This is a genomic window from Lelliottia sp. 7254-16, from assembly GCF_002922995.1.
Taxonomy (GTDB): domain Bacteria; phylum Pseudomonadota; class Gammaproteobacteria; order Enterobacterales; family Enterobacteriaceae; genus Enterobacter; species Enterobacter jeotgali.
In genome coordinates this window covers 23,484-49,484 of the sequence record NZ_PQVS01000022.1, presented here as the reverse complement: position 1 = coordinate 49,484, position 26,001 = coordinate 23,484, and the positions used below count along the sequence as shown (strand labels likewise).

At 55.6% G+C, this 26,001-nt stretch carries 26 protein-coding genes; 16 read left to right on the top strand and 10 right to left on the bottom strand.

Annotation, left to right across the window (positions count from 1 at the left end):
- Positions 1-8: 8 nt before the first annotated feature.
- Together hemD and hemC are read right to left on the bottom strand one after the other, a co-directional pair.
- A complete protein-coding gene (hemD, locus tag C3708_RS21775) occupies positions 9-749 on the bottom strand; it encodes a uroporphyrinogen-III synthase (protein ID WP_103950229.1) in 741 nt (246 codons plus the stop codon).
- Positions 746-1,687, bottom strand: coding sequence for a hydroxymethylbilane synthase (gene hemC, locus C3708_RS21770; protein ID WP_133159661.1), 942 nt, complete (start codon positions 1,685-1,687; stop codon positions 746-748). The genes hemD and hemC overlap by 4 nt, the downstream gene beginning before the upstream one ends.
- Before the next feature lie 347 nt (positions 1,688-2,034).
- On the opposite strand from hemC, the gene cyaA reads away from it, so the two are divergent.
- The gene (cyaA, locus tag C3708_RS21765; protein WP_103950228.1) at positions 2,035-4,578 is read left to right on the top strand and encodes a class I adenylate cyclase; all 2,544 of its coding nucleotides are present in this window, start codon (positions 2,035-2,037) and stop codon (positions 4,576-4,578) included.
- A gap of 177 nt (positions 4,579-4,755) precedes the next feature.
- Here the strand turns inward: cyaA and cyaY are convergent, their stop codons facing one another.
- The gene (cyaY, locus tag C3708_RS21760) at positions 4,756-5,079 is read right to left on the bottom strand and encodes an iron donor protein CyaY (RefSeq protein ID WP_103950227.1); all 324 of its coding nucleotides are present in this window, start codon (positions 5,077-5,079) and stop codon (positions 4,756-4,758) included.
- Positions 5,080-5,216: 137 nt separating this feature from the next.
- Here cyaY and C3708_RS21755 point away from each other — a divergent pair, with 137 nt between their 5' ends.
- The 8 genes from C3708_RS21755 (at position 5,217) to corA (ending at position 12,109) form a co-directional block, all read left to right on the top strand.
- Positions 5,217-5,420 carry a lipoprotein gene (locus tag C3708_RS21755; protein WP_095283889.1) on the top strand — a complete coding sequence of 68 codons (204 nt, stop codon included), beginning with the start codon at positions 5,217-5,219 and terminating at the stop codon, positions 5,418-5,420.
- Between the two features lie 34 nt (positions 5,421-5,454).
- Positions 5,455-6,279 (top strand): diaminopimelate epimerase, encoded by an 825-nt coding sequence (gene dapF, locus C3708_RS21750; RefSeq protein ID WP_095283888.1) that lies wholly within the window; start codon positions 5,455-5,457, stop codon positions 6,277-6,279.
- Positions 6,276-6,983: a DUF484 domain-containing protein gene (locus C3708_RS21745; protein WP_095283887.1), complete on the top strand. Its 708-nt coding sequence runs from the start codon at positions 6,276-6,278 to the stop codon at positions 6,981-6,983. Before dapF ends, C3708_RS21745 begins: the two co-directional genes overlap by 4 nt.
- The gene (xerC, locus tag C3708_RS21740) at positions 6,980-7,882 is read left to right on the top strand and encodes a tyrosine recombinase XerC (RefSeq protein WP_095283886.1); all 903 of its coding nucleotides are present in this window, start codon (positions 6,980-6,982) and stop codon (positions 7,880-7,882) included. The genes C3708_RS21745 and xerC overlap by 4 nt, the downstream gene beginning before the upstream one ends.
- The gene (gene yigB, locus C3708_RS21735; protein ID WP_095283885.1) at positions 7,882-8,598 is read left to right on the top strand and encodes a 5-amino-6-(5-phospho-D-ribitylamino)uracil phosphatase YigB; all 717 of its coding nucleotides are present in this window, start codon (positions 7,882-7,884) and stop codon (positions 8,596-8,598) included. The genes xerC and yigB overlap by 1 nt, the downstream gene beginning before the upstream one ends.
- 40 nt (positions 8,599-8,638) lie before the next feature.
- Positions 8,639-10,801, top strand: a complete 2,163-nt coding sequence (gene uvrD, locus C3708_RS21730) for a DNA helicase II (RefSeq protein ID WP_095283884.1) — start codon at positions 8,639-8,641, stop codon at positions 10,799-10,801.
- Positions 10,802-10,863: 62 nt separating this feature from the next.
- Positions 10,864-11,007: a YsgD/CorL family protein gene (gene ysgD, locus C3708_RS24085; RefSeq protein ID WP_370446908.1), complete on the top strand. Its 144-nt coding sequence runs from the start codon at positions 10,864-10,866 to the stop codon at positions 11,005-11,007.
- 151 nt (positions 11,008-11,158) lie between these two features.
- The gene (gene corA / locus C3708_RS21720) at positions 11,159-12,109 is read left to right on the top strand and encodes a magnesium/cobalt transporter CorA (RefSeq protein WP_095283883.1); all 951 of its coding nucleotides are present in this window, start codon (positions 11,159-11,161) and stop codon (positions 12,107-12,109) included.
- An 84-nt stretch (positions 12,110-12,193) separates the two neighbouring features.
- Here corA and rarD read toward each other — a convergent pair whose 3' ends face one another.
- Together rarD and yigI are read right to left on the bottom strand one after the other, a co-directional pair.
- Positions 12,194-13,090 carry an EamA family transporter RarD gene (rarD, locus tag C3708_RS21715; RefSeq protein WP_103947965.1) on the bottom strand — a complete coding sequence of 299 codons (897 nt, stop codon included), beginning with the start codon at positions 13,088-13,090 and terminating at the stop codon, positions 12,194-12,196.
- A 51-nt stretch (positions 13,091-13,141) separates the two neighbouring features.
- Complete coding sequence (gene yigI / locus C3708_RS21710; RefSeq protein WP_095283881.1) at positions 13,142-13,609, bottom strand: acyl-CoA thioesterase YigI; 468 nt, start codon at positions 13,607-13,609, stop codon at positions 13,142-13,144.
- A gap of 161 nt (positions 13,610-13,770) precedes the next feature.
- Between yigI and pldA the strand changes: the two genes are divergently transcribed.
- Positions 13,771-14,640: a phospholipase A gene (gene pldA, locus C3708_RS21705; protein ID WP_095283880.1), complete on the top strand. Its 870-nt coding sequence runs from the start codon at positions 13,771-13,773 to the stop codon at positions 14,638-14,640.
- 53 nt (positions 14,641-14,693) lie between these two features.
- Here the strand turns inward: pldA and C3708_RS21700 are convergent, their stop codons facing one another.
- The gene (locus C3708_RS21700; RefSeq protein WP_103950226.1) at positions 14,694-15,230 is read right to left on the bottom strand and encodes a YbjP/YqhG family protein; all 537 of its coding nucleotides are present in this window, start codon (positions 15,228-15,230) and stop codon (positions 14,694-14,696) included.
- Entirely contained in the window at positions 15,230-15,598 is a 369-nt protein-coding gene (locus tag C3708_RS21695; protein ID WP_103950225.1) for an NlpC/P60 family protein, read from the bottom strand. Before C3708_RS21695 ends, C3708_RS21700 begins: the two co-directional genes overlap by 1 nt.
- A gap of 204 nt (positions 15,599-15,802) precedes the next feature.
- On the opposite strand from C3708_RS21695, the gene recQ reads away from it, so the two are divergent.
- Together recQ and rhtC are read left to right on the top strand one after the other, a co-directional pair.
- On the top strand, positions 15,803-17,632 hold the full coding sequence (gene recQ / locus C3708_RS21690) for an ATP-dependent DNA helicase RecQ (protein ID WP_103947968.1): 1,830 nt from the start codon (positions 15,803-15,805) through the stop codon (positions 17,630-17,632).
- 61 nt (positions 17,633-17,693) lie between these two features.
- Positions 17,694-18,317, top strand: a complete 624-nt coding sequence (rhtC, locus tag C3708_RS21685) for a threonine export protein RhtC (RefSeq protein WP_095283876.1) — start codon at positions 17,694-17,696, stop codon at positions 18,315-18,317.
- Positions 18,318-18,366: 49 nt separating this feature from the next.
- Here rhtC and rhtB read toward each other — a convergent pair whose 3' ends face one another.
- Positions 18,367-18,987: a homoserine/homoserine lactone efflux protein gene (gene rhtB, locus C3708_RS21680; protein WP_095283875.1), complete on the bottom strand. Its 621-nt coding sequence runs from the start codon at positions 18,985-18,987 to the stop codon at positions 18,367-18,369.
- A gap of 109 nt (positions 18,988-19,096) precedes the next feature.
- On the opposite strand from rhtB, the gene pldB reads away from it, so the two are divergent.
- From pldB to C3708_RS21665, 3 genes are all read left to right on the top strand, one after another.
- On the top strand, positions 19,097-20,089 hold the full coding sequence (pldB, locus tag C3708_RS21675; RefSeq protein WP_095283874.1) for a lysophospholipase L2: 993 nt from the start codon (positions 19,097-19,099) through the stop codon (positions 20,087-20,089).
- A 25-nt stretch (positions 20,090-20,114) separates the two neighbouring features.
- Entirely contained in the window at positions 20,115-20,915 is an 801-nt protein-coding gene (yigL, locus tag C3708_RS21670) for a sugar/pyridoxal phosphate phosphatase YigL (protein WP_095283873.1), read from the top strand.
- 82 nt (positions 20,916-20,997) lie between these two features.
- Positions 20,998-21,897, top strand: coding sequence for a carboxylate/amino acid/amine transporter (locus C3708_RS21665; RefSeq protein WP_095283872.1), 900 nt, complete (start codon positions 20,998-21,000; stop codon positions 21,895-21,897).
- Here C3708_RS21665 and metR read toward each other — a convergent pair.
- Complete coding sequence (gene metR / locus C3708_RS21660; RefSeq protein ID WP_095283871.1) at positions 21,785-22,738, bottom strand: HTH-type transcriptional regulator MetR; 954 nt, start codon at positions 22,736-22,738, stop codon at positions 21,785-21,787. The two genes, C3708_RS21665 and metR, sit on opposite strands and share 113 nt — an antisense overlap.
- Before the next feature lie 116 nt (positions 22,739-22,854).
- Here metR and metE point away from each other — a divergent pair, with 116 nt between their 5' ends.
- Positions 22,855-25,116 (top strand): 5-methyltetrahydropteroyltriglutamate--homocysteine S-methyltransferase, encoded by a 2,262-nt coding sequence (gene metE, locus C3708_RS21655; RefSeq protein WP_103950224.1) that lies wholly within the window; start codon positions 22,855-22,857, stop codon positions 25,114-25,116.
- A 27-nt stretch (positions 25,117-25,143) separates the two neighbouring features.
- On the opposite strand, the gene C3708_RS21650 is transcribed toward metE, so the two are convergent.
- Positions 25,144-25,980 (bottom strand): PRD domain-containing protein, encoded by an 837-nt coding sequence (locus tag C3708_RS21650; RefSeq protein WP_095283869.1) that lies wholly within the window; start codon positions 25,978-25,980, stop codon positions 25,144-25,146.
- Positions 25,981-26,001: the final 21 nt, after the last annotated feature.

Here is a 26,001-nt window from a genome sequence, read left to right as displayed (position 1 = left end):
TATGAGAGTTATTGTAATGCGCGCAGCAGCGCATCGTTGTCGGCGTTATCAGCGATCCGAATATCTTGCCAGCCCAGTTCCAGGGCGAGGTTCGCCAGACGCTCGCTGACGACCAGCAGTCGACAGCGGAGTAACCAGTTTTCACGATACCATTGTGGGATCAGCGACCAGAGTTGCTGGAGCATTTCGCCGCTAGTGACAACCAGCGTGTCCACGCCGCGCGTATGCCAGCGCATCGCTTCCTGCGCACCGTCATAAAATTTTGCACAGCGCTGGTAGCACTCGCAAAACGTCACGTCAGCCCCGCGCTCACTGAGCGTCTCGCCCAGTAATTCGCGACCCCCGTTCCCGCGAAGGATGAGGGCGCGCTTTCCCGCAACAGTTTGTAATTCAGGTAATTGTAGCAAGATTTCGCTGATTTCCCGATCTAACGGATAGCGAACATCAATTCCGCTGACCGCGTGAAGGGCCAGCGCAGTGGTGCGCCCAATCGCGAAATAACGTGGCGAAGTCGGCCAGCTTTGCTTCTCTTGTAGCAATTGAGCGTGCGCAAATTCCACGGCATGTTGCGATAAGGCGAAAACTAAATCGCCCGCATCCAGAGCACGAAGATGGTCGGCGAGCGCAGAGAGCTGCCGACCGGGGGAGAATTCAATCAGCGGAAAACTCCATGCCACCTGCCCCAGTGCGCGCAGACGGCTCACAAGTTGCTCCCCTGCGGGAGAAGGGCGGGTGACGAGAATACTCATGCTGGTGCTTCTCCGTTATAAACGTCTGCCAGAATTTCGCGGGCACCGTTATCAAGTAGCTCTTCGGCCAGAGAAATGCCGAGCGCTTCGGCGTCTGTTGCTTGGCCGCGACGTTCACCGCGTACCATCTGCGAACCGTCCGGCGCGCCAACCAGCGCACGCAGCCACAGTTCGCCGTCAGTTAATTCAGCATAGCTGCCAATCGGCACCTGACAGCCGCCTTCCAGGCGGGTATTCATCGCGCGCTCTGCCTGAACACGAATCGCGGTCTCGTCGTGGTTGAGCGGTGCGAGCAGGCTGCGGGTGCGGTCATCATCAAGACGACACTCGATACCCACCGCGCCCTGACCTACGGCCGGAAGTGAAAGCTCTGGCGGAAGGGCGACACGCACGCGAGATTCCAGCCCTAGACGCTTCAGGCCAGCAACGGCCAGAATGATGGCATCGTAATCGCCGTTATCCAGTTTGCCGAGACGTGTACCGACGTTGCCACGCAAGGAGCGAATCACCAGATCCGGGCGGCGTTCAGCCAACTGACACTGGCGGCGTAAACTTGACGTGCCAACCACGCTCCCGAGAGGTAAATCATCAAGGGAGGCGTAGTGGTTTGAGACGAACGCGTCGCGTGGATCTTCGCGCTCGCAAATCGTCACCAGGCCCAACCCTTCAGGGAATTCGACCGGAACATCTTTCATGGAATGGACGGCGATATCGGCGCGGTTCTCAAGCAGTGCAACTTCCAGCTCTTTGACAAACAGGCCTTTTCCGCCCACTTTTGCCAGCGGTGTATCAAGGATCACATCGCCGCGCGTCACCATAGGAACCAGTTCGACACGCAAACCCGAATGGCAGGCTTCGAGGCGCTGCTTAACATATTGTGCCTGCCATAGCGCAAGGGGGCTTTGGCGTGTGGCAATTCTCAAAACATTGTCTAACATGCTTGTTACCGTCATTATCGTCCGTTGACCATCCTAACATTGTTGACTCTGGGATGTCAGTTTTACGGTCGATGAAGGGGTGAGGGACAAGGCGGTGCGCAGTTCACCCGCAGCCGTATTAAGGAATTTACACGTACAGAACGGTGCTACACTTGTATGTAGCGCATCTTTCTTTACGGTCAATCGGCAAGGTGTTAAATTGATCACGTTTTAGACCATTTTTTCGTCGCTACTACTAAAAAGATAACGATGAAAAAGGGTAACGGTTCTTTTTTGAAATACTGCGGGCTCGTAATCTTTCGCTGTTCAGAATGATTGCTACGTCCGGCAACATCAGGCGATATGTCTTGTACCTCTATATTGAGACTCTGAAACAGAGACTGGATGCCATAAATCAATTGCGCGTGGATCGTGCGCTTGCTGCCATGGGACCTGCTTTTCAACAGGTTTACAGTCTGCTGCCAACATTACTGCATTATCACCATCCGTTGATGCCGGGTTACCTCGAAGGTAACGTTCCGCAGGGCATTTGCATTTTCACGCCCGATGAAACCCAACAGCACTATCTGAGCGAGTTGGAACTCTACCGTGGTATGCCGCCACAGGTCTCTCCGAAAGGTGAACTGCCGATTACCGGCGTTTACACCATGGGAAGTACCTCCTCAGTAGGGCAAAGCTGTTCCTCTGATCTGGATATCTGGGTCTGCCATCAATCCTGGCTCGATAATGACGAGCGTCAGCTGTTGCAGCGTAAATGCAGCCTGCTGGAAAGCTGGGCGGCGTCGCTCGGCGTGGAAGTGAGCTTCTTCCTGATTGATGAAAACCGTTTCCGTCATAACGAAAGCGGCAGCCTGGGCGGTGAAGACTGCGGTTCCACGCAGCACATTTTGCTGCTCGATGAATTTTACCGTAGCGCCGTGCGTCTCGCCGGGAAGCGTATTCTGTGGAATATGGTGCCGTGCGAAGAAGAAGAGCATTACGACGATTACGTCATGTCGCTCTATTCTCAGGGCGTGCTGACGCCAAACGAATGGCTGGATTTGGGCGGTTTAAGCTCCCTGTCCGCCGAAGAATATTTTGGCGCGAGCCTATGGCAGCTCTACAAAAGTATTGATTCCCCGTATAAAGCAGTGCTGAAAACCCTGCTGCTCGAAGCCTATTCCTGGGAATACCCCACGCCACGCCTGCTGGCAAAAGATATCAAACAGCGTCTGCACGATGGGGAGATCGTCTCCTTCGGCCTTGATGCCTATTGCATGATGCTCGAACGCGTCACCGAATATCTGAAAGCCATTGATGACACCACGCGTCTCGACCTGGTGCGTCGATGTTTCTATCTCAAAGTGTGTGAAAAACTCAGCCGCGAACGCGCATGCGTTGGCTGGCGTCGTGAAGTGGTCAGTCAGTTAGTCAAAGAGTGGGGATGGGACGAAGAACGTTTGTCCATGCTCGACAACCGCGCCAACTGGAAAATCGATCAGGTGCGTGAAGCGCACAACGAACTGCTTGATGCGATGATGCAGAGCTATCGTAACCTGATTCGCTTTGCCCGCCGCAACAACCTCAGCGTTTCCGCCAGCCCGCAGGATATCGGTGTCTTGACCCGTAAGCTGTACGCCGCGTTCGAAGCGCTGCCAGGCAAAGTCACGCTGGTAAACCCGCAGATTTCGCCGGACCTGTCAGAACCGAACCTAACCTTTATTTATGTCCCGCCGGGCCGCGCGAACCGCACCGGCTGGTATCTCTACAACCGTGCACCAAGCATGGATTCAATCATCAGCCATCAGCCGCTGGAATATAACCGCTATCTGAATAAGCTGGTGGCCTGGGCCTGGTTCAACGGCCTGCTGACGTCGCGCACTCGTCTGTTTATCAAAGGCAACGAGGTCGTGGATCTCGCCAAATTGCAGGAGATGGTCGCCGATGTATCGCACCACTTCCCGCTGCGCCTGCCTGCGCCGACGCCAAAAGCGCTCTACAGCCCGTGTGAAATTCGCCATCTGGCGATTATCGTCAACCTGGAATACGACCCGACGGCGGCTTTCCGCAATCAGGTAGTCCATTTTGATTTCCGCAAGCTGGATGTCTTTAGCTTTGGCGAGCAGCAAAACTGCCTGGTAGGCAGCGTTGACCTGCTGTATCGCAACTCGTGGAACGAAGTGCGTACCCTGCATTTCAACGGCGAGCAGGCGATGATCGAAGCGCTGAAAACCATTCTTGGCAAAATGCACCAGGACGCCGCGCCGCCGGATAGTGTGGAAGTGTTCTGCTACAGCCAACATCTGCGCGGTCTGATTCGCACTCGCGTGCAGCAGCTGGTGTCCGAATGCATCGAACTGCGCCTTTCCAGTACGCGTCAGGAAACCGGGCGCTTCAAAGCGCTCCGCGTCTCCGGTCAGACCTGGGGCCTGTTCTTTGAACGTCTGAACGTTTCGGTGCAGAAGCTGGAAAATGCGATCGAGTTCTACGGTGCGATTTCTCACAACAAACTGCATGGCCTGTCCGTTCAGGTGGAAACCAATCACGTCAAATTGCCGCAGGTAGTGGATGGGTTTGCCAGCGAAGGGATTATTCAGTTCTTCTTCGAAGAAGCGGGGGATGAATCCGGATTTAATATTTATATTCTGGATGAGACCAACCGCGCCGAGGTATATCACCACTGCGAAGGCAGTAAAGAGGAGCTGGTGCGCGACGTCAGCCGCTTCTATTCGTCTTCACACGATCGCTTTACCTACGGCTCAAGCTTCATCAACTTCAACTTGCCGCAGTTCTATCAGATTGTGAAAGTTGATGGCCGTGCGCAGGTGATTCCGTTCCGCACCCAGACGATAACTCCGGTGCCGATGAATCAGGACGCCAATCAGCCGCTGTTACAGCAGTATTTCTCCTGAGCCGCTGAGCCGCTGAGCCGCTGAGCCGGATGCGCTTCGCTTATCCGGCCTACGTTTCTGGCCGCTTTGCTTAATTGACCTACGTTTCTGGGTGCGGTCTGATGCCCTCACCCCAACCCTCTCCCACGGGAGAGGGAGCAAACACTAAAAACCTTCTCAAAAGAGAAGGTTTTGTAGTTAACCTCGGAAGCTTACCGCCTCGCCTGCCTGCTGCGTCGCCGCCTCTTCCAGTAAATCCCAGAACGCTTCGCCGCTACGGTCGCAAATCCACTCGTCGCCTTTCAGGCTGAAATGGTAGCCGCCCTGTTTTGTCGCCAGCCACACCTGGTGCAGCGGCTCCTGGCGGTTAATAATAATCTTACTGCCGTTTTCAAAGCTGAGCGTCAGTACGCCGCCGTTGATCTCACAATCGATATCGCTGTCGCCATCCCAGTCGTCCAGACGCTCTTCAATGGTCTGCCACAGGGTATCGGCCAGGCGATGGAATTCACTGTCATTCATGGTTTTGTTCCTGTTTTTCGTGATGGCGGCAGTATAACGCTAAATAATTCCCGTTGCAGGAAAGCGGCAAACTCTTGCTTTTGTGTCTTCTCCTGCGATGATAGAAACAGAAAGTATGAACTTACGGGCAACCTATAATGAAAAACGTTTTTCGAACGCTTGCCGTTCTTATCACTCTGTTTAGTCTGACTGGCTGTGGTCTGAAAGGGCCGCTGTACTTCCCGCCAGCAGATAAAACCGCTCCGCCGCCAACCAAACCTGTGCAAAGTCAGATTGAATCATCGACGCCGGTGAGCAACGATCGCGGCGATAACGGTGGCCCAAGCCAGGTCAACTTCTGACAATCAGTTGTGTAACCGCGCAATGGAGTAAATGATGCAGTTCTCTAAAATGCATGGCCTTGGCAACGATTTTATGGTCGTCGACGCGGTAACGCAGAATGTCTTTTTTTCCCCTGAGCTGATTCGTCGCCTGGCGGACAGGCATTTGGGAGTGGGGTTTGATCAGCTGCTGGTGGTCGAACCGCCGTACGACCCGGATCTCGATTTTCATTACCGCATCTTTAACGCCGACGGTAGTGAAGTGTCCCAGTGCGGCAACGGCGCGCGCTGCTTTGCGCGTTTTGTGCGCCTGAAAGGGTTAACCAACAAACGCGATATCCGCGTCAGCACCGCTAACGGGCGTATGGTATTAAGCGTCACCGACGACGAGCTGGTGCGCGTGAATATGGGCGAGCCTAACTTCGAGCCTTCTGCGGTCCCGTTTCGGGCGATCAAAGCGGAAAAGACCTATATTATGCGGGCGGCCGAGCAGACAGTATTGTGCGGCGTCGTCTCAATGGGTAACCCCCATTGCGTGATTCAGGTTGATGATGTTGATATCGCCGCAGTCGAAACCCTCGGCCCGATTATGGAAAGCCACGAACGCTTCCCGGAACGCGCTAATATCGGTTTTATGCAGGTGGTAAAACGCGAACACATCCGTCTGCGCGTGTATGAGCGCGGCGCGGGCGAAACACGAGCCTGTGGCAGCGGCGCATGCGCGGCTGTGGCTGTCGGTATCTCGCAAGGGTTACTGGCGGAAGAGGTTCGCGTGGAATTACCGGGCGGTCGTCTCGATATCGCCTGGAAAGGTCCGGGTCATCCACTGTATATGACTGGCCCGGCGGCACATGTCTACGACGGGTTTATCCATCTATGAAACAACCAGGGGAAGAACTGCAGGAAACAATAATGGAACTGGACGACCGGGCTGTTGTTGATTATCTGCTGCGCAATCCTGAGTTTTTTATCCGCAATGCACGCGTCGTCGAACAGATGCGCGTGCCGCATCCAGTGCGCGACACCGTCTCGCTGGTCGAATGGCATATGGCGCGTTCGCGCAAGCACATCGATCAGCTGGAAGAGAACATGACCCTGCTGATGGAACAGGCCAGTAACAACGAAAGCCTGTTTTATCGTCTGCTGAATTTGCAGGCGCGGCTGGCGTCGGCGCACAGTCTGGATGAGTTTCTCAGCCGCTTTCATCGCTGGGCGCGCGAGCTCGGTCTGGCAGGCGCAACCCTTCGCCTGTTTCCCGATCGCTGGCGTATCGGCGCACCTTCCGGCTTCACTCATTTAGCGTTGAATCGCCAGGCGTTCGAACCGCTGCGCATTCAGCGTCTTGGGCATGAACTTCACTATCTCGGGCCGTTAAACGGACCTGAGCTGCTGGTGGTGCTGCCGGAGGCCAAAGCCATCGGTTCGGTCGCCATGTCCCTGATGGGGCGCGACGGCGACCTGGGCGTGATGCTCTTCACCAGCCGTGACGCACACCACTACGAGCAAGGACAAGGCACGCATCTGCTTCAGGAAATCGCCCTGATGCTCCCTGAGCTGCTGGAGCGCTGGATTGAACGCGTATGACGGATTCCCTGCTTGCTCCTCTGGTAGCGCGTTTCCTGCGCTATCTGGGCGTAGAACGACAGCTTAGCCCGATAACGCTGCTTAACTATCAGCGTCAGCTTGATGCCATCATGCAAATCGCCGACGAGATCGGCCTGAAGAACTGGCAACAGTGTGACGCTGCCACTGTGCGCGGGTTTGTGGTGCGTAGTCGGCGTAAAGGCCTGGGTCCGGCGAGCCTCGCGCTACGCCTCTCCGCGCTGCGCAGTTTCTTCGACTGGCTGGTGAGCCAGGGCGATCTCAAAGCCAATCCGGCGAAAGGTATCGCCACACCGAAAGCTCCGCGTCATCTGCCGAAAAATATCGACGTCGATGATGTGAATCGTCTGCTGGATATCGATCTTAACGATCCGCTGGCGGTGCGGGACCGCGCGATGCTGGAGGTGATGTACGGCGCGGGATTACGTCTTTCAGAACTGGTGGGTTTGGATCTGAAACATCTTGATTTAGACACCGGTGAAGTGTGGGTGATGGGGAAGGGCAGCAAAGAGCGCCGTTTACCGATTGGTCGCAACGCCGTAGCGTGGATTGAGCACTGGCTGGATTTACGCGGGCTGTTTGGCGCAGAAGAGAACGCGCTGTTTCTTTCTAAACTCGGAAAACGCATCTCCGCGCGAAATGTGCAGAAGCGTTTTGCTGAATGGGGCATCAAGCAGGGGCTAAACAGCCACGTTCACCCGCATAAATTACGCCACTCTTTTGCGACCCATATGCTCGAATCCAGCGGCGATCTGCGCGGCGTGCAGGAGTTGTTAGGCCACGCCAATTTATCGACCACTCAAATCTATACCCATCTTGATTTTCAACACCTTGCTTCGGTGTATGACTCGGCGCATCCACGCGCAAAACGGGGGAAATAATGCGTTTTTACCGCCCACTGGGTCAGATCTCTGCCCTGACGTTTGACCTTGATGACACTCTTTATGATAACCGCGAGGTGATCCTGCGTACCGAGCAGGAAGCGCTGGCGTTTGTGCAAAACTACCATCCCTCTTTGAAAACGCTGCAAAACAAAGACTTCCAGCGCCTGCGCCAGGCGCTGCGCGAAACCGAGCCGGACATTTACCACGATGTGACAGAATGGCGTCGTCGTGCCGTTGAACAGGCGATGCTGAATGCCGGGCTGAACGCACGAGAGGCCGCGCTGGGCGCGGAAGCCTCGATGGCGAATTTTGCCAAATGGCGTAGCCGTATCGACGTGCCGCAGGAAACACACGACACGTTGACGGCGCTGGCCGAAAAATGGCCGCTGGTGGCGATCACCAACGGCAATGCGCAGCCAGAGCTGTTTGGCCTTGGTAACTATTTCGAGTTCGTCCTGCGCGCAGGCCCGCACGGGCGCGCAAAGCCGTTTAACGATATGTATCATCTGGCGTCGGAAAAACTCAGCCTGCCGCTGGGCGAGATTTTGCACGTGGGCGATGATCTGACCACCGACGTGGCGGGCGCGATCCGCTGCGGCATGCAGGCCTGCTGGATCAAACCAGAAAACGCTGACCTGATGCAGACCGCCGACAGCCGCCTGTTGCCGCACGTCGAAATTTCGCGGTTGGCATCCCTCACCACGCTGATATAATCACCAGCAGTATTGTATAAATAACCAGGTTTTGGTGCCAATGGACGTTTCTTACCTTCTCGACAGCCTTAATGACAAACAGCGTGACGCGGTTGCCGCGACGCGGACCAATATGCTGGTGCTGGCAGGGGCGGGCAGTGGTAAGACGCGTGTTCTGGTGCATCGTATTGCGTGGCTACAGTGCGTCGAAAACTGCTCGCCGTATTCCATCATGGCGGTGACCTTCACCAACAAAGCGGCGGCGGAAATGCGCCACCGTATCGCGCAGCTGATGGGCTCCAGTCAGGGCGGCATGTGGGTGGGCACTTTCCACGGGCTGGCGCACCGCCTGCTGCGTGCGCACCACATGGACGCGAATCTGCCGCAGGATTTCCAGATCCTCGACAGCGAAGACCAGCTGCGTTTGCTCAAGCGCCTGATCAAGGCGATGAATCTCGACGAGAAGCAGTGGCCGCCGCGTCAGGCGATGTGGTACATCAACGGCCAAAAAGACGAAGGGCTGCGCCCGCACCACATTCAGAGCTTCGGCAATCCGGTCGAGCAAACCTGGCAGAAAGTGTATCAGGCCTATCAGGAAGCCTGCGATCGCGCCGGGCTGGTGGATTTTGCCGAACTGCTGCTGCGTGCCCACGAGCTGTGGCTCAATAAACCGCACATTCTTCAGCACTACCGTGAACGTTTCACCAATATCCTGGTGGACGAATTCCAGGATACCAACAACATTCAGTATGCGTGGATCCGTATGCTCGCGGGCGACACCGGCAAGGTGATGATCGTCGGCGATGACGACCAGTCGATTTACGGCTGGCGCGGTGCGCAGGTGGAAAACATTCAGCGTTTCCTGAAGGATTTCCCCGGCGCAGAAACCATCCGTCTGGAGCAGAACTACCGTTCAACCAGCAACATCCTGAGTGCCGCCAACGCCCTGATTGAAAACAACAACGGGCGCCTGGGCAAAAAACTGTGGACCGATGGCGTCGACGGCGAACCGATTTCGATTTACTGCGCGTTCAACGAACTGGACGAAGCTCGATTTGTGGTGAACCGCATTAAAACCTGGCAGGAGAACGGCGGAGCGCTGGAGCAGTGCGCCATTCTCTATCGCAGCAACGCCCAGTCGCGCGTGCTGGAAGAAGCACTTTTGCAAGTCGGTATGCCGTATCGTATTTACGGTGGGATGCGCTTCTTCGAGCGTCAGGAAATTAAAGATGCGCTCTCGTACCTGCGTCTGATTGCCAACCGCAACGATGATGCGGCTTTTGAGCGCGTAGTGAATACCCCGACGCGCGGCATCGGCGACCGTACTCTGGACGTGGTGCGTCAGACTTCCCGCGACCGTCAGCTCACCCTGTGGCAGGCGTGCCGTGAGCTGTTGCAGGAAAAAGCGCTGGCAGGACGCGCCGCAAGTGCGTTACAGCGCTTTATGGAACTGATCGACGCCCTGGCACAAGAAACTGCCGACATGCCGCTGCACGTGCAAACTGACCGGGTCGTGAAAGATTCCGGCCTGCGCATGATGTACGAGCAGGAAAAAGGCGAGAAAGGCCAGACGCGAATTGAGAACTTAGAGGAACTGGTGACGGCCACGCGCCAGTTTAGCTACAACGAAGAAGACGAAGATTTGATGCCATTGCAGGCATTCCTCTCCCACGCGGCGCTGGAAGCGGGCGAAGGGCAGGCGGATACCTGGCAAGATGCGGTTCAACTGATGACGCTGCACTCGGCGAAAGGGCTGGAGTTCCCGCAGGTGTTTATCGTCGGGATGGAAGAGGGGATGTTCCCAAGCCAGATGTCGCTGGATGAAGGCGGGCGTCTGGAAGAAGAGCGTCGTCTGGCCTACGTGGGTGTCACCCGTGCGATGCAAAAACTGACGCTGACCTACGCGGAAACCCGCCGTTTGTACGGCAAAGAGGTCTATCACCGTCCGTCGCGCTTTATCGGCGAACTGCCGGAAGAGTGCGTGGAAGAGGTGCGCTTGCGCGCCAGTATCAGCCGCCCGGTAAACCATCAGCGGATGGGCACGCCGATCTCGGAAAACGATACCGGCTACAAGCTGGGCCAACGCGTACGCCATTCCAAATTTGGTGAAGGTACCATCGTGAATCTGGAAGGCAGCGGCGAGCACAGCCGCTTGCAGGTTGCGTTCCAGGGGCAAGGGATCAAATGGCTGGTTGCGGCCTACGCCAAGCTGGAAACAGTGTAACATTCAGAAAAATATCATTATTTTGTAATAATCTGCTAGCCTTATAAGCGTAAGGCTATTTATTGCCCTTCAGCGTCCCGTTGCGTGTTGACGCCACAGTAAATGCTGGCGTAACATGCGCGCACGATTACGCTAAGAGGACATTCGCCTTGGACACACCCAGTAAATACTGGCTCAATTCCCTGTCATCCAGGAACAACTCCTAAGGCTATCTCCTCTTTGCTGATGGCCTTAGTGGTTGTCAGCGACCCGCTTAATTCCCGTCGCGCTGAGTCAGGCTTTTAATGGTCTGAAACCCATATTGTTTCTGTGTGCCCACCGAACTGTCCGATATTTTTTGCATTGGGAGTCCCGGTCATGTTGAGCGCATTTCAACTGGAAAAAAACCGACTGATTCGGCTTGAAGCTGAAGAGTCACAGCCCCTCATTGATGCCGTATGGGTGGATCTGGTCGAGCCGGACGACGATGAACGCCTTCGCGTACAGTCAGAGCTCGGGCAAAGCCTGGCGACCCGCCCGGAACTGGAAGACATCGAGGCCTCCGCGCGTTTCTTTGAAGACGAAGACGGCTTGCATATCCACTCCTTCTTCTTCTATGAAGATGCGGAAGACCACGCCGGTAACTCCACCGTTGCGTTTACCATTCGCGATGGTCGTTTGTTCACCCTGCGTGAACGTGAACTGCCTGCATTTCGTCTCTACCGTATGCGCGCCCGCAGCCAGGCAATGGTTGACGGCAACGCCTACGAACTGCTGCTCGACCTGTTCGAAACCAAAATTGAACAGCTGGCGGACGAAATCGAAAACATCTACAGCGATCTGGAAAAGCTGAGCCGCGTGATCATGGAAGGCCATCAGGGCGATGAGTACGACGAAGCGCTGTCGACGTTGGCGGAGCAGGAAGATATCGGCTGGAAAGTGCGTTTGTGTCTGATGGATACCCAGCGCGCGTTGAACTTCCTGGTGCGTAAAGCGCGTTTGCCGGGCGGTCAGCTGGAGCAGGCGCGTGAGATCCTGCGCGATATCGAATCCCTTCTGCCGCACAACGAATCCCTGTTCCAGAAGGTGAACTTCCTGATGCAGGCGGCGATGGGCTTTATCAATATCGAGCAGAACCGCATCATCAAGATCTTCTCGGTCGTTTCGGTGGTGTTCCTGCCGCCGACGCTGGTGGCGTCGAGCTACGGGATGAACTTCGAGTTTATGCCGGAACTGCGCTGGAGCTTCGGCTACCCAGGCGCGATTATCTTTATGATCCTCGCCGGCCTGGCACCGTATCTCTATTTCAAACGTCGTAACTGGCTTTGAAAATCTGGCGGGTGGCGCTGCGCTTACCCGCCCTACGGTTTTTGTAGGCCGGATAAGGCGAAGCCGCCATCCGGCAAAAAACCACTACAACCCTTTCCGCACTCTACGCTGGGTATAAATCGCATCAGCAACGAATACCGCCAGCGCGACCCAAATGAACGCGAAGGTCACCATTTTGTCCGCTCCCGGCACTTCGCCGTAGAACATTACCGCCAGCAGGAACATCAGCGTTGGGCCGATGTACTGGAAGAAACCCAGCGTCGACAGACGCAAACGCGTAGCCGCACCGGTAAAGCAAAGCAGCGGAATGGTGGTGACCACACCTGCCGCGATCAGCATCAGGTTCAGCGACCACGGGTTGTTGGCCATATGGCTGGTGCTACTGTCGGCGATGCCGAACAGATAAATTGCGGCCAGTGGCAACAGCCACAGGGTTTCGAACAGCATCCCGGTTTGCGCTTCCACGGCGATTTTCTTACGTACCAGGCCATAAAACGCAAAGCTAAACGCCAGCCCCAGCGCGATGATCGGCAACGAGCCGAAGGTCCACAGCTGGACCAGCACGCCGCAGAGCGCGAGGAAAACCGCCAGCCATTGCATCCGGCGGAAGCGTTCGCCGAGGAACAGCATCCCCAGCACGATATTCACCAGCGGGTTAATGAAGTAGCCGAGGCTCGCCTCCAGCATGTGGTGGTTATTCACCGCCCAGATAAACAGCAGCCAGTTACCGCCAATTAGCACCGCCGACAGCGCCAGCAGGAAAATCTTCTTCGGGGTTTGCAGCAGCGTTTTCACGCCTGACCACTGGCGGCTCACGCTCATCAGCGCCACCATAAAGAAAAAGGACCAGATCACGCGGTGGGTGAGGATTTCGTCGGCCGGGACAAAGTAGATCAGCTTGAAGTACGCAGGCGCGATACCCCAAATAAAATAAGCGGCAAGGGCGAGTAAAACGCCCTGCCGCGTCTGTTTAGCATCCATCGGGATAATCCGTTACAAGAAAGTGAACTCATTTTACCCGATTAAACCGTCTCAACCCACCATATAAGTGGCGGTTGCGCTGGCGATGTAAACCTGCTCTTCGTTATGCAATTCGACGCGGGCGACGGCAACCTTATTGCCCGCTCGCAGCAGACTGCTGGTGGCGGTAAAACGATTTCCGCGACCAGGACGTAAATAGTCCACACGCAAATCAATGGTCCCCATTCTTGATAAGCGCTGGCGCAGTTCGTCTTCGTTGATAGTGTCATGTCGCGCCAGCGTGCTGCCCACGCAGACCAGCCCGGCGGCAACATCCAGCGCGGAGGCAATCACCCCGCCGTGCAAAATACTTTGCGCCCAGTTTCCGACCATCATCGGCTGATTGTTAAAACTCAACTGAGCGAACCCTTTCTCGTAACGCTCCAGCTCCAGCCCCAGTGCGCGGTTAAAGGGCATGTGGTAGACAAAAATCTCCCCCACCAGTTTCAAAGCTTCTTCAGCGGTAAGCGTGGCTGACATGAACAGTCGCATCCTTCGTTGTTAATAAAATGTTGATTTTATGCTTCAAGGATAAGGATTTCCACTTTCAGAAACGAGGAGGGGAAGTTAATTGAGAAATAGGTAGAATGTTCCGCACATAACTATTCACATCATTTCTATTTTGCAGGAGAACACCACCGATGCGGACGTATCTGGGTTGGTTACTGGCGGCGGTTGCGCTGCCCCTCACAGCATTTGCGCAGGAAGCGACGCTCAAAGAGGTGCACGATAAGCCCGCCGTTCGCGGCAGCATTATCGCCAACATGCTTCAGGAGCACGATAACCCGTTCACGCTCTACCCGTACGACACCAACTATGTGATTTACACCCAGACCAGCGACCTCAACAAAGAAGCGATCAGCTCCTACAACTGGTCCGATAATGCGCGCAAAGACGAAGTGAAATTCCAGCTCAGCCTGGCATTCCCGTTCTGGCGCGGCATTCTGGGGCCGAACTCCGTTTTAGGCGGCTCTTACACGCAGAAATCCTGGTGGCAGCTTTCAAATAGCGGTGAATCCTCCCCGTTCCGTGAAACCAACTATGAGCCGCAGCTGTTCCTGGGCTTTGCCACCGACGACGAGTTCGCCGGCTGGACGCTGCGTGACGTGGAGTTTGGCTACAACCATGACTCCAACGGTCGCTCAGACCCGACATCGCGCAGCTGGAACCGTCTTTACACCCGTCTGATGGCGCAAAACGGCAACTGGATGGTGGAAGTGAAACCGTGGTACGTGATTGGCGATACGGATGACAACCCGGATATCACCAAATACATGGGCTACTATCAGCTGAAAATTGGTTATCAGCTTGGCGACGCAGTGCTGAGCGCCAAAGGTCAATACAACTGGAACACTGGCTACGGCGGTGCAGAACTGGGCTTAAGCTACCCGATGACCAAACATGTGCGCATCTATACGCAGGTGTACAGCGGTTACGGCGAGTCGCTGATCGACTACAACTTCAATCAAACACGCGTTGGCGTGGGCGTGATGCTGAACGATCTTTTCTAGCTCAAAAATATGGGCGCTGAAACCTATGATTCAGCGCCTGTTTTACCGTTTGATTATTGAGGTCCTGGATTGTCCTTTGCGTAGGCTTTCGCATTTTTTATCGCAATATCATCAAAGATATACTGCTCGACATTATCCGTGACATTCCTTACCCGATAGATTTTCCACTTATTGTCCTCGCGCTTCAGATAAACCATCAGTTGCAAATACTTATCGCCAACAATGCCGATGCTCACAGGGACTTTAGCGCCGCCAAACTGCATTGATGCTTTACCCACGAGCAACGCTTTCACCCATTCAGGGGCGTAATCCTGACAGTAGGTAAAGTAGTCAGCCCCCACAATTTCCTGTTCATAGATACCATCAATTTCCGCGAGGCGTGATGCGGTGTCAGAGGCCACATAGCGTTTAATTAGAGGCGAATTATTTGCCTGTGGCGATTGCTCAGCATTGGCAGGATCGAAATCCGCAAATGCCTGTAAGTATTGTTGATAAAACGCCAGCGTCGTTTTTTCCGCCGTGTCATCCGAGTGTGTCGCACAACTCGTGAGCATCACGGATAGCAAGGCAACGAAAAGTCCTTTTAACATTAATCTCTCCTGTAAATTTTTTGGGGAGGTTTTGAGGCTCGAAAGCCTGGCCCCGCCCAGATATCCCGCTGTCTGAAATCGGAGTACCAATTGTTACCGTCATAAATAGCGATATGTCCGGAGCTGTTTCCGCCAGGGTAAGGCTGGATAACGATGACATCGCCAGCCTTAAGCGTTTGTCCGGAACCCAGCACAATAAATCCGTTTCTCTCAAGCGCAGGGCCATAATCCTTTGCGTCTTGAATGCCGCTTATGTCGACGCCGCCCGCATGGAGGGCGTGGCGAACGTAGGTTGCACAAAGGCTGTGTGATGATGACATGGCATTTTGCCGGGCGTAGTTTGATGCAGCGTTGGGATTCCAACTCATATAAATCCATTTAATAAATGTGGATAAAGAGTCGGCAATGAAAAACCTCCTGGCAACTATTTTCTATGCAATTAGTGCGGATGAAATGATAACGAAATTAATCAAGAACTGAGTCGAAATTATCCCGCCTGGCGTTTATCATGCTCTACCTTCGGGCTGAATTTTTGTTCGTTCAATGTTTTATATCTGGCAAATGGGGTTAACGTGGCGCAGGCGGAAGTAATGAATCAGGAATCGCTGGCTAAACAGGTTTTGCAGGAAACCTTTGGCTATCAGCAGTTCCGCCCTGGCCAGGAAACCATCATTGAAACTGTGCTGGAAGGCCGTGATTGTCTGGTGGTCATGCCGACAGGCGGCGGAAAATCCCTGTGCTATCAGGTTCCCGCGCTGGTTCTGAACGGTCTGACGGTGGTGGTTTCACCACTTATTTCCCTGATGAAAGACCAGGTGGACCAACTGCTGGCAAACGGCGTTGCCGCCGCCTGTATCAATTCCACGCAAACCCGCGAACAGCAGCAGGAAGTGATGGCCGGTTGTCGTACCGGGCAGATTCGCCTGCTGTACATCGCCCCTGAACGCCTGATGCTGGATAACTTCCTCGAACATTTGGCGCACTGGAATCCGGTGCTGCTGGCGGTTGATGAAGCGCACTGCATCTCTCAGTGGGGGCACGATTTCCGCCCGGAATATGCCGCGCTCGGCCAGTTGCGTCAGCGTTTTCCGGCGCTGCCGTTTATGGCGCTCACCGCCACGGCGGATGACACCACTCGTCTGGACATTGTTCGCCTGCTTGGGCTGAACGATCCGTTCATTCAGGTTAGCAGCTTCGATCGCCCGAACATCCGCTACATGCTGATGGAAAAATTCAAGCCGACGGACCAGCTTCTGCGCTACGTGCAGGAGCAGCGCGGCAAATCCGGCATTATTTACTGTAACAGCCGTGCAAAAGTGGAAGACACCGCCGCGCGACTGCAAAACCGTGGCTTTAGCGCCGCGGCCTATCACGCCGGTCTGGAAAACCACATCCGCGCGGACGTGCAGGAGAAATTCCAGCGCGACGACCTGCAAATCGTGGTCGCCACCGTCGCCTTCGGGATGGGGATCAACAAGCCGAACGTGCGCTTTGTGGTGCATTTCGACATCCCGCGCAATATCGAATCCTATTATCAGGAGACGGGCCGCGCCGGGCGTGACGGTCTACCAGCTGAAGCGATGCTGTTTTACGATCCGGCGGATATGGCGTGGCTGCGCCGCTGTCTGGAAGAAAAACCGCAGGGCCAGCTGCTGGACATCGAACGCCACAAGCTCAATGCGATGGGGGCGTTTGCTGAGGCGCAAACCTGCCGTCGTCTGGTGCTGCTTAACTATTTTGGTGAGGGGCGTCAGGAGTCGTGCGGAAACTGCGATATCTGTCTCGACCCGCCGAAGCAATATGATGGGCTGATGGACGCGCGTAAGGCGCTCTCAACTATATACCGCGTAAATCAGCGCTTCGGTATGGGCTATGTCGTGGAAGTGCTGCGAGGCGCAAATAACCAGCGTATCCGCGAGATGGGCCACGACAAGCTGCCGGTTTACGGCATTGGTCGCGAACAGAGCCACGAACACTGGGTCAGCATTATCCGCCAGCTAATTCACCTCGGCTTTGCCACGCAAAATATCGCCCAGCACTCTGCGCTACAGCTCACGGAAGCGGCGCGTCCAGTGCTGCGCGGCGAGTCAGAACTCCAGCTTGCCGTTCCGCGCGTGATTGCCCTGAAACCGCGCGTGGCGCAGAAATCCTACGGCGGCAACTACGACCGCAAGCTGTTTGCCAAACTGCGTAAGCTGCGTAAGGCGATTGCCGACGAAGAGAACATCCCGCCGTATGTGGTGTTTAACGATGCGACGCTGATTGAAATGGCCGAGCAGATGCCGCTCAGCGCCGGTGAAATGCTCAGCGTCAACGGTGTTGGCACGCGCAAACTCGAGCGCTTCGGCAAAGAGTTTATGGCGCTGATTCGCTCGCACGCTGATGGTGACGATGAGGAGTAGTCAGCCCGGCTAAAAAGTGCCAGGATGGTGACTCACTGAACTATTCTTCCGCGAGTTAATTATGTTGATGCTATTCCTCACTGTGGCGTTGGTGCACATCGTTGCGCTGATGAGCCCTGGCCCTGACTTTTTCTTCGTTTCTCAGACCGCCGTCAGCCGCTCCCGCAAAGAGGCGATGATGGGCGTGCTCGGGATCACTATGGGCGTGATGGTCTGGGCCGCCGTAGCGCTGCTCGGCCTGAACCTGATCCTCGCGAAAATGGCCTGGCTGCATAACATCATTATGGTCGGCGGTGGCCTGTATCTGTGCTGGATGGGCTACCAGATGCTGCGCGGTGCGCTGAAGAAAGAAGAGGGCGTTGCTGCGCCTGAACCGAAAGTGGAGCTGGCAACCGGTGGACGCAGCTTTGTGCGCGGCTTACTGACCAACCTCGCGAACCCGAAAGCGATTATTTACTTCGGCTCTGTGTTTTCCCTGTTCGTTGGCGATGATGTTGGCGCGGGTGCGCGCTGGGGGATTTTCCTGCTGATCGTCGTCGAAACCTTCGCCTGGTTCACTGTTGTGGCAAGCCTGTTCGCCTTACCGTCCATGCGCCGCGGCTATCAGCGTCTGGCGAAATGGATCGACGGCTTTGCTGGCGCGCTGTTCGCAGGCTTCGGTATTCATCTGATTATTTCGCGTTAAGTCGTTGTAGGCCGGATAAGGTGCGTGCACCTTATCCGGCTTTTCTCACCTATGCATGCCTCGCCGAAGCCAGTAACGCCCCCACCAGCATAAACAACGACCCAAACACTTTATTCAGCGCCTTCATCTGCTTAGGCCCTTTAATCCACGCCGCAATCCGCTGCGCCAGCGTCGCGTAACCAATCATCACAATAATATCGACAATAATGGTCGTCGCACCCAGCACCACGTACTGCATCACCTGTGGCTGATGCGGAACGATAAATTGCGGGAAGAGGGCGGCGAGAAACACGATACTTTTCGGGTTGGTCAGATTCACAAACACCGCGCGTTTAAACAGGTGGCCACGCGTTTGGGTGTGGGCAAGGGTGTTCAGGTCAATCGAGCCTGCCGCGCGCCATTGCTGAATGCCCAGCCAAATCAGATAGGCCGCACCCGCCCATTTCAGCACTTCAAAGGCTAGCACCGAACGCGAGAACAATGTGCCGAGGCCAATCCCGACCAGCACGATATGAATCCCCAGTCCGGTCTGCAATCCGGCAATGGACGCCACTGCGCCGCGATAGCCGTGGTTAATGGACGTGGTCATGGTATTGATCGCGCCAGAGCCAGGGGAAAGGCTCAGGATGATGGATGTCAGCAGGTAAGCGAACCACCACTCGAAGGTCATTTGAAACTCCCGAATCGTCTATTTTTATGCCACAATACGCTATTGTCGCGTCGTTGTGCGATGCGTCCTGAAAAAACGATATTCCTTGGCTTACAGGGGTGGAAACCCGATGTTTCAGCAGAAAAAGGACTGGGAAACACGCGAGAACGCATTTGCTGCTTTCTCCATGGGGCCGCTGACCGATTTCTGGCGTCAGCGCGAAGAAGCCGAAATTACCGGCGTGGATAATGTTCCGGTGCGCTTTGTGCGTTTTCGGGATGTCAAAAACGACCGCGTGATCGTGGTTTGTCCCGGTCGTATCGAAAGTTACGTCAAATACGCTGAACTGGCCTACGACCTTTTCCATCTTGGTTTTGATGTTTTGATTATCGACCATCGTGGACAAGGGCGATCCGGGCGGTTGTTATCGGACACGCACCGTGGACATGTGGTGAATTTCAGCGATTATGTCGACGATCTTGCCGCGTTCTGGGAGCAGGAAGTGCAGCCGGGTCCGTGGCGTAAGCGCTATATCCTGGCGCATTCGATGGGCGGGGCGATTGCGACGCTGTTTTTACAACGTCATCCGCATCAGTGTGATGCCATCGCGCTCACCGCGCCGATGTTTGGCATCGTGATGCGCTTCCCGGACTGGATGGTGCGCCATATTCTCGACTGGGCTGAGGGCCATCAGCGCATTCGTGAAGGCTACGCGATAGGCACCGGTCGCTGGCGCGCGCTGCCGTTTGCCATGAACGTGCTGACGCACAGCCGACAGCGGTATCGCCGCAACCTGCGCTTTTACGCCGATGAACCGCGCCTGCGCGTCGGTGGGCCGACGTACCACTGGGTGCGTGAGGGCATCCGCGCAGGTGAGTCTGCGCTGGCCGGTGTCAATAAAGACGCCACCCCGACGTTACTGATTCAGGCCGAAGAAGAGCGTGTGGTGGATAACCGCATGCACGACCGTTTTTGTGAATTACGCGCCGCCGCCGGGCATCCCTGTGAAGGGGAAAAACCGCTGGTCATAAAGGGCGCGTACCATGAGATCCTTTTTGAAAAGGACACCATGCGCTCAGTCGCGCTCAACGCCATCGTCGAGTTTTTCGACAGGCATAACTGATTTCCTATTGAGGTTAAATTTTCCTATGTACCAGGTTGTCGCATCTGATTTAGATGGCACGCTGCTTTCCCCCGATCACACCCTGTCGCCTTACGCGAAAGAAACCTTAAAACTCCTGACTGCTCGTGGCGTGAACTTCGTTTTCGCGACGGGCCGCCACCACGTGGATGTGGGGCAGATCCGCGATAATCTGGACATCAAAGCGTACATGATCACCTCCAACGGTGCGCGTGTACATGACACCGACGGTAACCTGATCTTCACCCATAACCTCGACCGCGATATCGCCGCCGATCTGTTTGGCGTGGTGCACAGCAACCCGAATATCGTCACCAACGTCTACCGCAACGACGACTGGTTTATGAACCGTCATCGCCCGGATGAGATGCGCTTCTTCAAAGAAGCGGTGTTCAACTACACCCTGTACGAGCCAGGTTTGCTTGAGCCTGAAGGGATCAGCAAAGTGTTCTTCACCTGCGAAAGCCACGAAGAGCTGCTCCCGCTGGAGCAGGCCATTAACGCGCGCTGGGGCGATCGCGTGAACGTCAGCTTCTCCACTCTGACCTGTCTGGAAGTGATGGCGGGCGGCGTGTCGAAAGGCCACGCGCTGGAAGCGGTTGCCAAACGCATGGGCTACGAGCTGAAAGATTGCATCGCCTTTGGCGACGGCATGAACGACGCGGAAATGCTGTCGATGGCCGGAAAAGGCTGCATCATGGAAAATGCGCACCAGCGTCTGAAAGACATGCACCCGGAGCTGGAAGTGATCGGCACCAACGGCGACAACGCTGTGCCAAACTATCTGCGCAAGCTGTTCCTTGAATAATCTTCATTTGATTATTTATTGCTCAGTTGTCAACTGAAGAGTTCGCTACAATGCCAGTCCTTCTTTCTGAGAGACATGCATTGTGGCGCTACTCATTATCACCACTATCCTGTGGGCCTTCTCGTTCAGCCTGATCGGTGAATACCTTGCCGGACACGTCGACAGCTACTTCTCCGTGCTGATGCGCGTTGGGCTGGCTGCACTGGTGTTCCTGCCGTTCCTGCGTCTGCGCGGGCAAACCCTCAAAACCATTCTGCTGTACATGCTGGTGGGCGCGATGCAGCTCGGCATCATGTATCTGTTTAGCTTCCGCGCGTATGTCTATCTGTCGGTCTCGGAATTCCTGCTGTTTACGGTGCTGACGCCGCTCTATATCACCCTGATTTATGACCTGCTGAGCAAACGCCGCCTGCGCTGGGGCTATGTGCTGAGCGCGCTGCTGGCGGTGGCGGGTGCGGCGATTATTCGCTACGACAAAGTGAGCGATCACTTCTGGACCGGGCTGATGTTTGTCCAGCTGGCGAATATCAGCTTTGCGATTGGGATGGTAGGCTACAAGCGCCTGATGGAGATCCACCCGATGCCGCAGCATAACGCCTTTGCCTGGTTCTACATGGGAGCGTTCATCGTTGCAGTAGTGGCGTGGTTTATGCTCGGTAACCCACAAAAACTGCCGACCACCACGCTGCAATGGAGCGTGCTTATCTGGCTGGGCGTGGTCGCGTCAGGTTTAGGTTATTTCATGTGGAACTACGGTGCCACGCAGGTAGACGCCGGGACGCTGGGCATCATGAACAACGTTCACGTGCCCGCCGGGCTGCTGGTAAACCTGGCTATCTGGCAGGAACAACCGCACTGGCCAAGCTTTATTATTGGGGGAACGGTGATCCTGGCTTCGCTATGGGTGCATCGCCATTGGGTCGCTCCGCGCTCCGAACAAACGGCAAATGGTCGCAAGCGTGATTCCGCGCTGAGCGAATAAACGCTTCCGTCACTGGCTGACGCTGCTCGCCATCGCGCACGGCGGCGTACAGTCGGCTCCACAATCCCTCGCCCAGGGTTTTGGTCACTACCAGACCCTGGCGTTCAAAACTCTCCACCACCCAGTGCGGCAGCGCCGCGATCCCCATTTTCGCCGCCACCATCTGAATCAATAGCAGGGTGTTATCGACGCTTTTCAGGTTCGGGCTGATGCCCGCCGGCTGCAGGAAATGACGCCAGATATCCAGACGACTGCGCTGCACCGGATAAATCAGTAGCGTTTCGGTCGCCAGATCTTCCGGCGTCACGCGAGCTTTCAGCGCCAGCGGATGATCCGGGGCCAGCACCAGGCGCACTTCATAATCAAACATTGGCGAATAGTGCAGGCCACTGCGCGGCAGAATATCGGAAGTCAGCACCAGATCCAGCTCGCCCTGTTGCAGAGAAGGCTGTGGGTCAAAGGTGACGCCCGATTTAAAGTCCATCTCGACCTGCGGATAGTTCTGGCGGAAATTCTCCAGCGCGGGCGTCAGCCACTGAATACAGCTGTGGCACTCGATGGCGATGCGCAGACGCGTCTGCTGCGGTTCATTGCAGGATTGCAGCGCACTGGCGATCTGCGGCAGCACCTGATTAGCCAGCTGCAATAAAATCTCGCCCTGCGGCGTAAAGCGCAGTGGCTGACTCTTACGCACGAACAGGCGAAAACCAAGGCGCTGTTCCAGATCGCTGAACTGGTGTGACAGGGCGGATTGAGTTTGATGCAGCGTGGCCGCAGCCGCTGCGAGCGAACCGCAGTTCCGCAACGCTTGTAGCGTTTTCAGGTGTTTTATCTCGATCATGAAAGTCCTTCACTTCGCCATGAACATTTTGCGCTTGTGGATCATACAGTACCTTTACATTATGGATGTGTAAACATCTGGATGGCTAAATAACAAATTCCATAAGAGGCAGCGACATGACAATTATTAACCACACCCTCGGTTTCCCTCGCGTTGGCCTGCGTCGCGAGCTGAAAAAAGCACAAGAAAGCTACTGGGCGGGCAACTCCACCCGTGAAGAACTGCTGGCGGTGGGGCGTGAACTGCGCGCTCGCCACTGGGATCAACAAAAACAGGCGGGCGTGGATCTGCTGCCGGTGGGCGATTTCGCCTGGTACGACCATGTTCTGACCACCAGCCTGCTGCTCGGCAACGTGCCGGCTCGTCATCAGAACAACGATGGATCGGTAGATATCGACACCCTGTTCCGCCTGGGCCGTGGCCGCGCACCGACCGGTGAGCCCGCTGCAGCAGCGGAAATGACCAAATGGTTCAACACCAACTATCACTACATGGTGCCGGAGTTCGTGAAAGGCCAGCAGTTCAAACTGACCTGGACCCAGCTTCTGGATGAAGTGGACGAAGCGCTGGCGCTGGGCCACAAAATCAAACCTGTGCTGCTCGGCCCGGTCACCTACCTGTGGCTGGGTAAAGTCAAAGGCGAACAGTTTGACCGCTTGAGCCTGCTGAATGACATCCTGCCGGTGTACCAGCAGGTGCTGGCGGAACTGGCAAAACGCGGCGTCGAGTGGGTACAAATCGACGAACCGGCGCTGGTGCTGGAGCTGCCGCAAGAGTGGCTGGACGCGTTCAAACCGGCTTACGATGCGCTGGCTGGCCGGGTCAAACTGCTGCTGACCACCTATTTTGAAGGCGTCACGCCGAACCTCGACACCATCACTGCGCTGCCGGTGCAGGGCCTGCATGTGGACCTGGTTCACGGCAAAGACGACGTGGCGGAAATTCACAAACGTCTGCCATCTGACTGGCTGCTTTCTGCCGGCCTGGTGAATGGTCGTAACGTCTGGCGCGCCGATCTCACCGAGAAATACGCGCAGATCAAAGACATCGTCGGCAAACGTGATCTGTGGGTAGCTTCTTCATGCTCCCTGCTGCACAGCCCGATCGACCTGAGCGTCGAAACGCGCCTCGATGCGGAAGTGAAAAGCTGGTTTGCCTTCGCCCTGCAAAAATGTGAAGAACTGGCCCTGCTGCGCGATGCGTTAAACAGCGGCGACACGGCGGCGATTACCGAATGGAGCGCCCCAATTCAGGCGCGTCGCCACTCGACTCGCGTTCACAATGCGGTGGTGGAAAAACGTCTGGCGGCGATCACCGCCAAAGACAGCCAGCGTGAAAATGCCTACGAAGTGCGTGCTGAAGCCCAGCGTGCGCGCTTTAATCTGCCGGCCTGGCCGACCACCACCATCGGCTCATTCCCGCAGACCACTGAAATCCGCGGCCTGCGCCTGGACTTCAAAAAAGGCAATCTCGACGCTAACAACTACCGCACCGGCATCGCGGAACACATCAAACAAGCGATTGTTGAGCAGGAACGTCTGGGTCTGGACGTGCTGGTCCACGGCGAAGCCGAGCGTAATGACATGGTCGAGTATTTCGGCGAGCACCTGGACGGATTCGTCTTCACCCAGAACGGCTGGGTGCAGAGCTACGGCTCCCGCTGCGTGAAACCACCGGTTGTCATTGGCGACGTCAGCCGTCCGGAAGCGATCACCGTCGAGTGGGCGAAGTATGCCCAGTCCCTGACCGACAAACCGGTGAAAGGCATGCTGACCGGTCCGGTGACCATTCTGTGCTGGTCCTTCCCGCGCGAAGACGTAACCCGCGAAACCATCGCCAAACAGATTGCCCTGGCGCTGCGTGATGAAGTGGCGGATCTGGAAGCAGCCGGGATCGGCATCATCCAGATTGACGAACCGGCCCTGCGCGAAGGTTTACCGCTGCGTCGCAGCGACTGGGCGGCGTACCTGGAGTGGGGCGTGGAAGCGTTCCGCATCAACGCCGCCGTGGCAAAGAACGACACGCAGATCCACACCCACATGTGTTACTGCGAATTTAACGACATCATGGACTCTATTGCCGCGCTGGATGCTGACGTGATCACCATCGAAACCTCACGTTCAGATATGGAGCTGCTGGAGTCGTTCGAAGAGTTCGACTACCCGAACGAAATCGGGCCGGGTGTGTACGACATTCACTCCCCGAACGTGCCAAGCGTGGAGTGGATCGAAGCTCTGCTGCAAAAAGCCGCCCAGCGTATTCCGGCGGAGCGTCTGTGGGTTAACCCGGACTGCGGCCTGAAAACCCGCGGCTGGCCAGAAACCCGCGCTGCGCTGGCGAACATGGTGAAAGCTGCGCAGAACCTGCGTCAGGCGTAATGTGAAATGGTCGGGCAACCGCCCGGCCTAAGCATGGCCTTCCATGAGGCGGCTGATGTGAATGCTCAACCACGTCAGCTCGTCTTTTGGCAGCGTAAGCTGATATTTATCCTGCACGTAATCGCGAATCACCCAGGCGACGGTCATTGCGTCCGGGCGATGGCGCATTAATTCCTGGTAAAAATCCTCGGTCTCGCTGACCACAATTTTTCCGGTTAATACTCGCTCGGCAAAATAGCGCAAATGCGTGATAAAACGCCGGTAGTTAACCGACTCCGTATCAATCGTTTTGCTCAGTTTGTAGCGCACGATTTCAGCGATGCGGTTGACCAGTTCGACCTGCTGATGCGCGGAATTATCATCATCCTGACTGCTGGCGTTAATCAGATGAAACGCGATATTAACCGCTTCATCCTCCGGCAGCTCAACGTCAAAGCGCTCATTCACTTTTGCCCGCGCCTGCATCCCGACGCTGTGTTCCTGCGGGTAGTAGCGTTTCACTTCCCAGCTCAGTTTATTCAGAATCAGCTGTCCGTTGCGGCAGCGTTCCACGGCAAAATGCAGATGCTCGGCGAGAGTAAACAGCAAGACGGAATTCAGTTTTTCACCGCACTGGCTACGAGCGAGGGTCAGAATCTCATGGCTAATTTCAAAGAGTGCCGCAGGAATGGTATCCGTCAGTGATAAAAAATGGCGTGATTTCAGGTCACTGAGTGGCAGAAAAACTTTCTCTACCTGCGCCAGATCGATGTGCGTGCCAGGTTTGGCTCCGAAACCAATCCCCTTGCCAAACAGGATCATTTCCCGCTGGTCGTTATCAACCAGCAGCATACTGTTATTGAGCGATTTCTTTATCGTAATCACGGTTATTCCTGCGGCCTGGCC